The 13,749-nt window shown below is 29.8% G+C and carries 12 protein-coding genes; all 12 read right to left on the minus strand.

Annotated features, from left to right (window positions below; all coding sequences use genetic code 11):
* Window positions 1-603: 603 nt before the first annotated feature.
* On the minus strand, window positions 604-1,425 hold the full coding sequence (locus OREMA_RS0104900; protein ID WP_018248166.1) for an LptA/OstA family protein: 822 nt from the start codon (window positions 1,423-1,425) through the stop codon (window positions 604-606).
* Window positions 1,415-1,984, minus strand: a complete 570-nt coding sequence (gene lptC / locus OREMA_RS0104905) for an LPS export ABC transporter periplasmic protein LptC (RefSeq protein ID WP_018248167.1) — start codon at window positions 1,982-1,984, stop codon at window positions 1,415-1,417. The genes OREMA_RS0104900 and lptC overlap by 11 nt, the downstream gene beginning before the upstream one ends.
* On the minus strand, window positions 1,977-4,412 hold the full coding sequence (locus OREMA_RS0104910; protein ID WP_018248168.1) for an LPS-assembly protein LptD: 2,436 nt from the start codon (window positions 4,410-4,412) through the stop codon (window positions 1,977-1,979). Before OREMA_RS0104910 ends, lptC begins: the two co-directional genes overlap by 8 nt.
* Window positions 4,413-4,416: 4 nt before the next feature.
* Window positions 4,417-5,502 (minus strand): LptF/LptG family permease, encoded by a 1,086-nt coding sequence (locus OREMA_RS0104915; RefSeq protein WP_018248169.1) that lies wholly within the window; start codon window positions 5,500-5,502, stop codon window positions 4,417-4,419.
* Window positions 5,503-5,622: 120 nt separating this feature from the next.
* A complete protein-coding gene (locus OREMA_RS0104920; RefSeq protein ID WP_018248170.1) occupies window positions 5,623-6,726 on the minus strand; it encodes an LptF/LptG family permease in 1,104 nt (367 codons plus the stop codon).
* Window positions 6,727-7,047: 321 nt separating this feature from the next.
* On the minus strand, window positions 7,048-8,682 hold the full coding sequence (locus tag OREMA_RS17175) for a S8 family peptidase (protein WP_018248171.1): 1,635 nt from the start codon (window positions 8,680-8,682) through the stop codon (window positions 7,048-7,050).
* Window positions 8,683-8,871: 189 nt separating this feature from the next.
* On the minus strand, window positions 8,872-9,639 hold the full coding sequence (locus OREMA_RS0104930; protein WP_018248172.1) for an outer membrane beta-barrel protein: 768 nt from the start codon (window positions 9,637-9,639) through the stop codon (window positions 8,872-8,874).
* A 139-nt stretch (window positions 9,640-9,778) separates the two neighbouring features.
* Window positions 9,779-10,414 (minus strand): YjbH domain-containing protein, encoded by a 636-nt coding sequence (locus OREMA_RS0104935; RefSeq protein ID WP_018248173.1) that lies wholly within the window; start codon window positions 10,412-10,414, stop codon window positions 9,779-9,781.
* 2 nt (window positions 10,415-10,416) lie between these two features.
* Window positions 10,417-11,460 (minus strand): UDP-3-O-(3-hydroxymyristoyl)glucosamine N-acyltransferase, encoded by a 1,044-nt coding sequence (lpxD, locus tag OREMA_RS0104940; RefSeq protein WP_018248174.1) that lies wholly within the window; start codon window positions 11,458-11,460, stop codon window positions 10,417-10,419.
* A gap of 142 nt (window positions 11,461-11,602) precedes the next feature.
* The gene (locus OREMA_RS0104945; RefSeq protein ID WP_018248175.1) at window positions 11,603-12,046 is read right to left on the minus strand and encodes an OmpH family outer membrane protein; all 444 of its coding nucleotides are present in this window, start codon (window positions 12,044-12,046) and stop codon (window positions 11,603-11,605) included.
* Window positions 12,047-12,059: 13 nt separating this feature from the next.
* Entirely contained in the window at window positions 12,060-13,187 is a 1,128-nt protein-coding gene (locus OREMA_RS0104950; RefSeq protein WP_018248176.1) for an OmpH family outer membrane protein, read from the minus strand.
* A 93-nt stretch (window positions 13,188-13,280) separates the two neighbouring features.
* On the minus strand, window positions 13,281-13,742 hold the full coding sequence (locus OREMA_RS0104955) for an OmpH family outer membrane protein (protein ID WP_018248177.1): 462 nt from the start codon (window positions 13,740-13,742) through the stop codon (window positions 13,281-13,283).
* Window positions 13,743-13,749: the final 7 nt, after the last annotated feature.

The raw sequence follows: 13,749 nt of genomic DNA on the forward strand, positions 1-13,749 counted from the left end.
CCACTCAAAATTAAGATATCATTAGTAATCAAATCTTAAACTTCAATAACCTAGATATCCTTCGCTATAATCAACTTTCGTTGATTTTTTTTCTCACTACTATGATATCTTCTGAACTCTAATATATCATCACTCTGGCTTTCCTGTTGGAGTTATACCATCACTTATCTCTATAGATTTCTATAAAGAATTATATTAGAGATTCCCTCGGTCAATTACGTAAACCCTACAATCATTCCGACCCTAATCACACCTAGTTTTCTAACATGGGCACTTCCAGTTACACGTATTTACCAGCGCTACCTGTCTCTCCTTTGTACAGAGCCCCAAGCTAACATTGGACTTCCCCGTTTTTATGGCGGGTCGCCAAAGCTAAATGCCACCTCTGGTTCACATATTGTTCCGGACTGATTGCTCATCTCAAACTCTTCAGATTCTACCTCACGGTAGACACCCTACTACTGTTGATTTCACACACCGTACTGGCGAAAACAGCATGGATAGGATTTTCACCTACTGTTTACTAAATCTACGAGGCACACATAAAAAAGAGGTTAGGATTTCCTAACCTCTTTTTTAGAATAAAAGTAAATTAATAAATTATTAATCAATATCAAACTCCATTTCAACATTTCCAAGGGCATCAAAATCTCCCTCTTCAATGTATATAGTAACTTTATCACTGGTCAGTATTTGACCATCCTCCTTCAACTCTACCTCTTTACTAACCACCATCTCTTCTTTCTCATCATTATAATCTAACCTTTGCCCTTTAATATGTTGCCCATCATAATCAACTAAAACATCATCTTTAGCTAACATATCATTAGTATCAGTCCAGATTTTTAAATACTGACTAGTTAAATCTAGTGGTTTATCTTTTTTAGTAGAATCTAACTTAACATCCTCTTTAGCAACTAAGATATCTCTATCTAGATCTAATTTTAACTTATTACTATAGATTTCATCCCCTTGTCCTCTTTGTAAATATACATTCCCACTAAAATCTGCAATATTTTCGTTTCGATCTAACTTTAATTTATCAGAATCAACTTTGTTACTATCATAATCGAGATGTACATTATTATAAGCAAGATATAAATTCTCATCCTTTTTATAACGAATTCTATTTGCTGTTAATTTAGCTCTTTCTTCTTCTTTATTTTCTGTATCTACTTTATTTTTGACCTTGCTTTGCAAAGTATTCTTTACTTTATCTTTTGGCTGCTTTTCTGCTTCTTCTTTTAGCTTATTTTCTACTTGATCTTCTATCTCTTCCTTTACTCCATCTTCTATTTTTTCTTTAACTTCCTCTTTAATCTCACTCTGTATTTTATCTTCTGCCTTAGCTTTAACTCTCTCTGTTTGTACAGAACAAGAAAATATAACTAAGAGCATGAGCAATATGAATACTCTATTTTTCATCATTGCCATCCCCTTTTAGATCAAATTCCATCTCTACTTCTCCAGAAAAATCTATAATATTATTCTCTACATCCATTCTCATCTTTTTAGCAAATAAATTTCCATCTTTAAATTTAACATTTACATCTGCCTTAGAAACAAACTCTTTTCTTTTATCAATCCAATCAAGCTCTTCTGTCTCAATTTCTTCCCCGCTAATTTCTTTTAATTTAATATTACCTTTAAGCGTTATGTCTTTCTTCTCTTTAAAGTATATTATCTTTTCAGCATCTAGATCATATTTAGCCTTATTATTTTTAAATAACTGTCCTTTTTGTATATCACTTAAAATAACTTTCTTACTTTTCTCTTCTTCTGATTTAGGAACTAAAATCTCTAAAGCGGTAATATCCCATCTTTTATCTCCAGCATCATAGGTTACCACTCTAGAATCATCTATTTGATACTGATAATTAGGAATTTCCTTAGTTGTACTTTCATCACCTGAAAAATAGAGAAAGCATAATCCAGATATGATCAATATAGATATCCCAACTAATAATATTTTACTTTTATTCATCTAAAATACCTCCTAAATCCTCATCATATAACATTCCTTCATCTTTACTACTACCAAAATTAACTCCAGCCTGAGGAAAGGCTAAAATCTGATATTCAAACCATGTTTCTCCCTTAATATGATCGTAAGCCAAGGTAATCTTACGACAATGCAGCATCTTCTCTATCATTATATTAGCAGTATCAAACTCTTTTGTTTTACTATTATAACTACTTTGTAATTCTATCTTCCATTCATAATCCTGCTTTCCAAAGGTCCAATCCAAATCGTTATCATACCTTATCTTATCTACTTCTCCTTGATTAAAATATGCCCTAAGTCCAGTTTTATATTCTAAGTTACCATGTTCATATTTATACTTAGTAGCAAAATCCTCAAATTGATTCTTATTCAAATCATAGCTACTAACCATTTCCAAAGTAGAATACTTATTAAAATGATAATCTAGCTTAGTATCAAGATCATCATACTCTTGTTCTAGTATATTATACCCAGTTTCAATATAAAAATCACTGCTACCTCTTCTCCAGCTCAACTTCTCTTCTATTTTATGCTCTTCATCTTTATTCTTAGTAAAGCCAACAGGAACCTCACCAGCTGCCATCTGATACGTATGGGTTAATTTATTACTCCAACCCTTAGATATATCTGTAGTAAAGTATATTCTACTTCTATGATACCATGATTGATAATCATCGCTATATCTGTTCTGTTCATAGGTTTCTGTATAATTAATTCTATTCTTTCTACTAATTTTAAAGTAATCACTATAGTCTAATTTATAATAATACCTTTGTTTCTTATCTTCCCAGCTCTTATGGTGTTTATTAACTGCACCTAGATTAATATCTAAATTATCCCAGTAACTCCCATCCCAAATCCGACCTGGATCAATTCCAATATCTAATTTAGGCAAATAATATTCTTTTATTTCTTTATAATCTCTGTCAAGACTAGTTGTAAGAGTCCAGTCATAAGCACTATAATCACCTTCTAATTCTAAACTAGTATCATAGTACCAAGACTTAGTATCAGAGATCTTATTTTCTTTATTTGTATACTCCCAATTATAAGTTAATTCTATATCTTTAGTTAAATACTTTTTATACTCTATAATTGGATTATACTCTATTTTCTTTCCTTGATCTTTATCTGTCAAATCATAATCAAAATCAAATTCTAAATCATCATATTTATTCAACTCTTCATTATAAAATTCCTTATCAAGATCAATTTCAAGTCCATACTTATCACTTCGGCTAGTCTCCTTCTCCTTTAAATCATAATCTAAATCTAACTCTAAATCTAGGTCAGTACGATCCTCTGTTATGTTATCAAAACCTATATCTAAACTTAATTTATTCTTATAATACTTATCTCGATCATAATAAATTTCTAAATCATTTTCCCAATTATCAAGAGTTAAATCTTGATCAAAATCTATATTAACTACAGTCCCTTTCTCAGGACTAGATAAGTTATCACTCCCATAATAATTTCTATATCCAATAGTATAATCCCTCTGTAAATCATCTAAATCTAAATACCTATCATACTCTAAAGTAACCCATGGACTATCCTCTTTATTTCTCTCATCTCCATCTAAATAAAAGTAAAGATATTCACTATCATTTTTATCAGTACGGAAATAATGCTTAAAACCACCAGCAAAACCTGTTTTAGTATAATAATCAAGGTATAGCTGTCCAAAATCACCTTCTAATCTTCCTAAGAAGTTATCATAACCAGAACCAATCTTATAATTGTATGTATTTTTAATAAACCATCCTCTAACCTTATTATGACCTATTTGAGACTGTAAGGCTTGTTGGTCATCTTTTAGAGAATAAACTATTATCGGTAAATACATAATAGGAATATTGCCATTAAACTCCCAAAGTACAGCATTATAAGCAATTATTTTATCTCCTGGATAAACTGTAATAGTTGTAGAACTTATATGATAATGTGGTTCATCAAGATCACAAGTAGTAAACTCATTACCTTTCATTTCTGTCTTCTCAGCATCACGTTCAGTATGCTCACTCTTTATACGAATCGGATCTTTAGAGTGTTCACTAACAATTATTCCATCTGATTCAATAAATATTCCTTGCTTAGTCTTGAGATCATACTCTATCTCTTTACTATTAAACTCACCATCAGCTCCTATAACTGTTACTTTTCCATTCGCCTTTAATTTATTAGTTCTTAGGTCAATCTCCATCTTATCAGCCATAATATCAACTTTATCAACTTTTAAGCGAGCATTACCTGTTGCTATTATCAACTCTTCAGAACGATAATATTGTACTCTATCAGCCTTTAGATTACCTTCCTTTGCTTGAGCAAAAGAATAAGGAGTAAATAGTAAGAGTAATAAAATTATTAGAACTACTTTTATGAAATTTATTCTAATTCTACTCACTCCCTTACTTAAGTTTAATATAATCTTCTTTTAAAATTAAATAAGTCCCTACTAAAGCAAAAATAATATTAGGTAGCCAAGCAGCAACCACTGGTGATAATATACCATTTAAACCTAGAGAACGACTAATAGACTGAAAAACATAATAAACAAATATAATAATTAAACTAACTATAATTCCAAAAATTCTACCTTTATTAGACTTGATACTCAAAGGTGCACCTACTAACACAAAAATTAAGCAGACCAATGATTCAGCTAAATTAATATGATATTCAACCAATAATTTACTTGTATCTATTCCACTTGCCTTAAACAGTTCTATTCTTTCTCTTAATTCTTTTCGATTCATTTCACTAGGCTTTTTAGCTTTATCATAAAAATTATTAATATCTTTACCTATATTAATTTTCAATTTATTAACTCTTTCTTCTCCCTTACTATAATTATCTACACCTAATTTATAAACCAAAGCATTCTCTAACCATAGCCTACTATTCTCTACACTACCATAAGAAGCAGTAATTAAATCCTTCTTCCCAGCAGATTTGTCATATATAATAATCCGTTTAGCCTCTTTACTGCTATCATCTATCTCACCTATATAAACATATCTCTCTTCCCATTTAAATAAGACATCTTTGTGTAACTTTTGATCTTCCTTTTTATGAATAGAATATTTAATAATATTATGATATTTTGTATTAGACCAAGGGACTATTCTCTCATTCATAAAATAGGTTATTCCACTAACTAAGATAGACATTAAAATCAAAGGAACAATTAATCTCCAAAAATTTATCCCTGCCATTCTTAAGGCAGTAAATTCACTATCTTTAACTAAACGGCTTAAAGATAACAAAGTCGAAAATAATACAGCCATAGCAAAACTATTAACCATAACTTGTGGTACTCTATATAATAATAACTTAGCAACAATCTTAGTAGATATATCTTTAATTATGATAAAATCAGTTAATTCAAATAAGTATCCACTAATCATAATAATTGTCAAAGCAAAGACCATAAATAAAAAGGGCTTCACAAACTCTAAAATTAAATATTTATCAATAATCTTTAAGATCTTCATTTTTTCCCCCATTTAATAAAGTAAATAATATATAACTACAGTTGTATTTCTTAAAAAATAATAGAAATTCCTTTCAAAGACTATTGCAGTTTTAAAAAATATCTTTTAAGTAAAAAAGAACTATCTCAATTTAAAATACTCCTCTTTAAACACTAAATATAGCCCTAAAAGAGAGAAAATTAAATTTGGTAACCAAGCGGCAACTAAAGGATTTAATAGATCATTTCTGCCCAAAGAACGACAAAATGATATAGCAACATAATAAATAAAGATAATTATAATACTAATTATTAAGCCAAAAGCTTTCCCCTTTTTAGTTTTGATACTCAAAGGGATACCCAATAAAATAAAAATAAGTGAGGCAAAAACTTTTGATAATTTAAGATGATAATCAACTAATAAAGAGGTAACACTCAAACCACTTTTCTGAAATATTGTTATATCTTTCTTCAATTCATCCCTACTCATCTCTGAAGTAGTCTTCTGTTCACCATAAAAATTCTTTAATTTTTCATTTATATTTAATTTAAGTTCATTAAAATTTGATTGGCTAATCATATTCCCCTGTTCATCAAAATCGTGCATAACCCCATTACTCAAATACCAAATTTTATTTTGAAAATACCCTTTGTTAGCAGTAATAACCCTTGGAAACTCGTCTTCACTATCCTCTTCAAATTCATAAAGTACTATATTGGTCAAAGTCCCAGATTTATTATCAATATTCTCAATATAAAAATACCTATTATCTACCTGAAAAAATACTCCCTCTTGTAAATTAGGAAGTCCTTTTTGCAAAATTGTCTTTCTTACTATATTCTCTGCTTCATGATTGGTCCAAGGAACTACCTTTTCATTAATAAAATAATTTAAACCACTTATAATTACTCCTATTATTAAAACCGGTATGATTAAACGATGCAAAGAAATACCGCCCATCCGCAAAGCTGTAAATTCATTATTTTTAACAAACTGTGTCATAGATAGAAGTGTAGAGAACAAAGTAGCAATAGAAAAACTTTGTACAATAACATCAGGTATCTTATATAATAATAATTTTAATACAGTATTAACAGGAACTTTCTTTACAATAATTAAATCTGCTAACTCAAATAAATAACTACTAATCATAATTATAGTCAAAGCAATAATCAAAAAAATAAATGGTTTAATAAATTCAATTATAAGGTATTTATCTACTAAAGAAAGTTTAAGCTTCTTCATAAATCAATTCTCCTTATCTTAGTTTGAAAATCTTCAGCATTAGAATAATATAGCTAGCAACTTATCATTAAATTTTAACTTCTATCTGTACAGATCTCCAGCCTTAGAATGAAATTTAAATATATCGTTATAGGTAGTTTTAGCTACTGGCTATTGGCTACTAGCCGCTGGCTTAGAGCTTATAAAAATAATACTAATAGCTAGAGGCTAAAATATCACAATACATCCATTAAGTTTCAATTTAAACTTGAATATCTATATGAAAAAAACAAGGTTACTCTTTCTCATATCTAAGAAAGATATAACCCTATAAAGCAAGATCTAATTTCTAACCTCTAATTCTTCAAAGCTTTCATCAGTAATTAAATTAATTTCAAAATTAGTATTACTCCCCAGTCCTACTTGACTTGAAGTTCTACCAAAATAATCCCCTACATCTATTTTATCATAGCCTTCTTCTCCTGGCTTGTCTAAATCAATCCAGGAATATATATACCAATTCCCTTTCTCAACATTTGATAATTGATAAAGGCCATTATCTGTTACCTTAACAAGGTCACTCTTTAATCTAATCTTGGAAGCAAGTTTTTCCCCAGCAAAAACTTTAGCCTGAGTAATCTTAGCCCCAGCTAAAGCCGCATGAGCATTAATCAAACCATAGCCATATTGATTATCCTTTCCACTTTCTCCTAAATCCTCTGCCGTCAAAACTAACTCTTCTTTTATCTGATCTGGTGTTAAATTTTCACCTTCAGCTCTAAACTTAGCTAAAATTAAGGCAGCAACTCCTGTTACATGAGGAGCGGCCATAGAGGTACCTGAGTCATACTTATATCTGAAGTATTTAGATATATAAGCAGAGTAGATATCTTCTCCTGGAGCTACAAAATCAAGATTTTCTCCATAATTAGAAAACGTAGATAATTGAAAATCAGAATCTATTGAAGCAACCCCAATTACCTGAGTATATTGGGCTGGATATAATAATTCATCAGAGGAATAGTTCCCCGATGCAGCAATTACAGTTACATTATGCTTATAAGCATACTCAATCGCTTCTTCTAAGATTTGAGAAGCTTCTGAAGCTCCCAAACTTAAATTAATAATATCTGCCCCATGATTAACTGCCCAAACAATCCCTGCCGAAATTGTTTCCATATTCCCTGTTCTACCTGAAGCAGGTAATACCTTTATAGGCATTAAACTGATATTCCAATTAATACCTGCTATCCCTTCATCATTATTAGTTGTAGCACCAATAATTCCTGCTACATGAGTACCATGCCCATTTTTATCATCAGGTCCTGGAAAATCATCGTCATCATCTCCTACCATATCTATTCCATTAATTAATTGCCCTTTCAAATCAGGATGCTCTAAATCAATCCCTGTATCTATTACTGCTACTGTTACCTTGGCACTACCAGTGCTTAAAGCCCAAGCCTCTGGTAAGCTAATTGCCGAGTAATTCCACTTTTGATTCATATAGCCTGGGTCATTAGGTTCAACTGCCATCAATTTTACTCTTCGATTTAACTCTGCATAATGAATAGTATCTTCCTGATTCAACTCTTTAATTAGTCTCTGAATATCTCTAGTTCCTACTCCAGTCAAAAGCTTAGTATTTAATTCTTCAATATTCTTCTTTTCAATTAGTTTATACTTCTTTAATATCTGCTTAATATCTGCTGATTCTTTAAAAGAAATTATAATTTCATCTTTAACATACTCTTGCTTGGAACTACTATCTATCCCTCTTATCATTTTCTCATTACTTATTTGAGTTAATTGCTTTGTTATAGACGTTGAATTGTCAATTTTAATATTAGAAAGCGTGATATGTCCTTGAACCCCATTAAACTCACTATCATCATCCAAAATATTACTACATCCAGCTATAATTAAAGTTAAGCTTAAAATAGTTAGAGTAGTTGTTATTCTCCGAAATAAATTCATTGATTATATTCACCTCTGACTTAATCATAATATCCATTATTAGTGCTTTAAACCTTAGTTCTATTAACTACTATATTCAACAGACAAAGATAATCACCTGCTAGCAAATTAATGAATATTAGATACTCGATAGCAGATACTTTAATTCAAAAAAAGATCATTAACTTGCAAGTTAATGATCTTTTAAAGTTAAAACCTAATCTTTAATGCTAAAGAAACCTCAAAACCACTAAAATCTACAATATTTCTCTGATTGAAATTATTTATTAATCTATCATAATCCTCTTGAGTATCAAATTTAGAAGCATCTCCTCCGTTTTCTGGAAGATTATCATATAGACTCTGATCCTCAAAAGCAATACTATCATCATCTGTATTAGCATATCTATACATCCCTCTAGCAACAAGAGCCAGATTATCTGTTATACTATACTCACCTTCAAAGCCCAATTTACCACCAATAGTCTTATCCTCTCCAGTAATTAAACCATTGGCAACCTTATACTCAGAGTCATATTGACCAATCCCTAAAATAAATATCACTTTATCATTATAAAGCTCTTGGGGCAATCTATAATTAATTGTAGCCATCAGACCTGTTGTTTCAGCCTCAAAAACCCCATTACCAGTAATATAGCGAACTTCATCATCATTATTGTCATAAGCCAAAGCATTGGTACTAGCTTCTAACTCTTCCCCTTCAATACCAAAGCCTAAATTATTATTAAGCCAAAATCTAGCACCAGCAAAATAAGATTCATCTCCTTTTATCTTGCTTGGATTAATACCATCATCATCATCTTTTGTATGTTCTACCATATCATTATGATAATCAAAGCTATAGGTGTTATAACTAATTCCACCATAAACATCAATAACTTCATCGCTTGCTTGAGCAGTAGTAACTATTGAAAAACATAGTAACAAAAACAGTACCATTTCAATTAATCTTCTCATCCTTCCATCCCCTTTTACAATTTATAGATACCAAAATTATAACATTAATTCCATAAAAATTCAATTAATCCATTCTATTTAGGGATATTTATGCTAAATAAAAAAGCTCTTAACTGTTAACAGTTAAGAGCTTCTATATTTAAAATCTGTTCTTAAATCCTAAACCAAAAGTAAAATCATCCATATCTAAAACACCAAGATTTACTGAAACACCAGAAGAAAAAGCAAAATCAACTCCAAGATTTAATTGATCATTATATTCTGCCATCAAAGTTGTTGTTGGAATGCTAATCTCATTATCACCAGTTGAAATAGATACTGGATTTAATACTTTACTCAAACCAACAAAAGCTTTATCAGTAATCTCATTATCATCTGCTATTCCAACATGTGCTCTAAATCCATAAGGACTAATTGACTTGCTTGCAACCAAATAAAGGCTATCATCTATTACCCCTAAAGAAACTTCAGGTTGATAGTTATTATTTTCCTTAAATAAATTAACCTTTACCATAGGATAGACTTCATTGTCGTCATCAGCACCATCAATAGATATAACTGCTGCCCCTAACTCTACACCTTCTCTTAACCCATAACTAGTCAATACAAAATCAAGGCTATCAAAGTGTTGATAGTTTAAATTTAATTCTGAACTATCCAAAGTATCAGCTGTAGGAATAGTAATCAAACTATTAGCCCCTAAGCTTCCTGCATTAACTATACTTGGTACTAACAATACAGAAACTAATAAAAAAACAATTAACTTTGCTTTCAAATTTAACCCTCCTTGTTTAATTTAGATTCTAATAATTCTACTTTCTTCTCTAATTTACGAACTTTCTTTACTAAATCAGGTAATTTTTTGCGAGACGCTTTAATTCTTCTTTCCATACGATGGTCATGAGCAGGATAACCAGAGACAAATGAATTAGCAGAAACATTGTTAGTAATGACACTATTAGCTGCTAAAGTAGTATTATCTCCAACTGTTATATGCCCTACAACTCCACTCTTACCTGCTATTGTTACTTTATTTCCTATCTTAGCACTACCTGCGATACCAACCTGAGCAATAATCAAACAATTTCTTCCAACCTCTACATTATGAGCAATATGAACTAAATTATCAATCTTTGTTCCTTTGCCTATAATTGTAGATCCAGTTGCTGCCCTATCAATGGTCACATTGGCACCTATTTCTACATCATCTTGAATAATTACATTTCCCATTTGTGGAACTTTTATATAAGCATCTTTCCCCATCTCAAAACCATATCCTTCACATCCTATCGTTGTACTTGGGTGAACTTCAACTCTCTTTCCTAGCTTAGAATCATATTCAACCACTACATTAGGATGTAATATGCTATCTTCTCCTATTTTAACATTATGTCCAATATATACACCTGGCCCTAAAACAACATTATCACCAATTTCTGCTCCAGCTTCAATAACTACATTAGGATGGATAGAAAGATTTTTACCTAATTTGACACTATCATCTATATAAGCTTTCTTACTAACTCCTTGAGAATGATAAGGTTTAAAGACAAATAAACTAGCTATCTGAGCAAAAGAAAACCTTGGATTATCAACTATTAATAGGGGCTTAGATGTTTCTATTCTCTCAGCTAAATCATTACCAACAATAATAGCTCCAGCTTTTGCTTCAGCTAATTTAAAAAACTCTTTATTTTGAGCAAAGGTGATCTCATTAGACTTTACATTCTCAACTCCCCCAACTCCTGATATCTCTGTCTCTGCATCCCCTTGAATTTCACCCTCTATAAATTTTAACATTTCCTTTAATGTCTTCTTCATTTTCTTTCCCCCTGGTAAATATTAACACAACTATTAATAATATATACAAAATTATTTCTAATTAGAATATGCTTAAAATAAATATTTTATTTATGTATAATAATATCAGTCCTTAGCTTATTTCAGGACTGATATTATTATATTATTTCAACTTTTTAATTACTTCATCTGTTAGATCAATTCCTCCATATCTTACATCTTCTTTATTTAAAACAATATCTAAGTTTTTAGTTTTAGCTATCTCTTCAACAACGCTTTGAATCTCTTGCCTAAATTTTTCCTTTAATTCTGTCTGGATATTATTTATTTCTTTATAGGCCTCTTCATGCTTCTTTACTTGTTCTTCCTCACTTAGATTTTCTAATTCATCTTTATATCTATCTTGAATACCTTCAATCTTAGTATTTAATTCACTTTGATATTCTTTTGCCTTGGCACTTTCAGTCCAAATTCTATCTTGATTAATAACTCCAACCCTTAAAACTTTTTCTTCTTTTTCAGCCTGATCTTTAGCTGGTTGGGCACAACCTACTAATAAAGCTATAATAACTACTAGAAGGATAGAAATTATAAATAATTTTTTCATTACCTTCACCTCCCTATCCAATATCCTCTAATACATTTTCTGTTAAATCAATTCCATCTACATTTTGAATATAATCTGTTATAACTAGGTCAATCTTCCTAGTTTCAGCAATATCCTTAATAATATTATCAATTGATTCTAACCTATTATTGATAAGTTCTTTTCTGGTATTTTCTAATTTTTCTATTTCATCTTTTAAACTACTAATCTTAGTTTTTACTTTACTAATCAATCTATTCTCGGTTGTAGTTAAATTTTCTTCCATATCTCTTCTTAGTTCTTCTTCCTTAGAACTTAGATCCTCTTTTAAGCCTTCTTCTACACTAGTTAAATATTTATTCAACTCTCTTCTAGCCTCTTCTTCTTTTTTGGCATAGGAATCTTCTGCCTTTTGTTGCAAACTAGACTGATATTCTTTCATACTATTATTAAATTCAGCCTCTTTCTTCTTAATCAGATCTTGAATTTTTTGATTATAATAACTTTCTTTAGTAGATAATTTCTCTTCTTTTTCAACAGATAATTTTTTCAATTCATTTTTGTATTTATCTCTTTCTTCTTCCGATAGATTATTGAATTTTAATTTTAGTTTCAAATTAATAATTTTATTATTATATTTATCATTTAAGCTTTCCTTATAATTAGATATTTTTTCTTCATATTTTTGACTGATCGCTTGAATTTCATCTTTTAATTCACTTTGTAGCTCTTCTTTTTTAGACATAAGATCTTTATTCATATTATCTTTAAGTTGCTGATAATATTCTTTTAAATCATTATTTAATTTCTCTCTTCGATTTGCTATTTCCTTCATGGAATTATCTTTTACTAATTCCAATCTCTTATTTAACTGGGAATTAAAATCTCCCAAATATTCTTTGGTATCCTTTTGTAAATTATTCAAATTTTCAACTTCATTTTTTAAAGTTAAATTATAATTAGCAATACTCTTATCTATTTCTTTAATTTGTTTAGTTAAAGGATGATTATCTAATAATCTATCCATATCAACTATTCCAATTTTAGATTTAGATTTAATTTTAGGTCTCTCGCCTTGAACAACATTTCCAGTAAAAAGAGCTATTAAAAGAACAATTAAAACCACAACTACACCTATACTGGTTAACCTATATCGAGACACCTAAGAACACCTACTTTCTAATCTTATTTAAACTCAAGAAATAGTAGTCTTTACTACTATTTCTTGAGTTTATAAGCTAAAATTTTATAATCATTATTTGTCTTCTTCTACTGTTTTATTATCTTTAATAACCTTTAAAACATCATCTGTCAAATCATATCCTCCATAAATTACTGCTGGTTTATCTACAACTACATTAATTCCATTTTCTTCAGCTACTATTCTTATCTTATCATTAATATCTTCAAATATCTTAGATATCTCTTTCCGCTCTAAGTCCTTAAGATATTGTTCATATTTTTGTAATAATTCCTGTTGTTCTTCTTTAGTCATATTTTTAGCTTCTTCTTCTACCTTCTTTTGTATCCTTTTTGCTTCTTCATTTAATTTAGACTCTGAAGCTGCTTTATCTGGATGATTAACAAATAACTTTTGCATATCTACATATCCAACCTTTGAAGCTTTATCACCTTCTGCATCAACAGGTCTATTTAACATAAATACACTAGCTAATACACTAAAAACTAATAAAGTAAAGATTAATTTCTTTTTCATTATAACT

It is taken from the genome of Orenia marismortui DSM 5156 (assembly GCF_000379025.1).
GTDB classification, from domain to species: domain Bacteria; phylum Bacillota; class Halanaerobiia; order Halobacteroidales; family Halobacteroidaceae; genus Orenia; species Orenia marismortui.

Bases quoted from the DNA above. Each gene is read 5' to 3' on its own strand.
- OREMA_RS0104900 (WP_018248166.1), bottom strand. From the start codon at position 1,425: ATGAAAAATAGAGTATTCATATTGCTCATGCTCTTAGTTATATTTTCT.
- lptC (WP_018248167.1), bottom strand. From the start codon at position 1,984: ATGAATAAAAGTAAAATATTATTAGTTGGGATATCTATATTGATCATA.
- OREMA_RS0104915 (WP_018248169.1), bottom strand. From the start codon at position 5,502: ATGAAGATCTTAAAGATTATTGATAAATATTTAATTTTAGAGTTTGTG.
- OREMA_RS0104920 (WP_018248170.1), bottom strand. From the start codon at position 6,726: ATGAAGAAGCTTAAACTTTCTTTAGTAGATAAATACCTTATAATTGAA.
- OREMA_RS17175 (WP_018248171.1), bottom strand. From the start codon at position 8,682: ATGAATTTATTTCGGAGAATAACAACTACTCTAACTATTTTAAGCTTA.
- OREMA_RS0104930 (WP_018248172.1), bottom strand. From the start codon at position 9,639: ATGAGAAGATTAATTGAAATGGTACTGTTTTTGTTACTATGTTTTTCA.
- lpxD (WP_018248174.1), bottom strand. From the start codon at position 11,460: ATGAAGAAGACATTAAAGGAAATGTTAAAATTTATAGAGGGTGAAATT.
- OREMA_RS0104945 (WP_018248175.1), bottom strand. From the start codon at position 12,046: ATGAAAAAATTATTTATAATTTCTATCCTTCTAGTAGTTATTATAGCT.
- OREMA_RS0104955 (WP_018248177.1), bottom strand. From the start codon at position 13,742: ATGAAAAAGAAATTAATCTTTACTTTATTAGTTTTTAGTGTATTAGCT.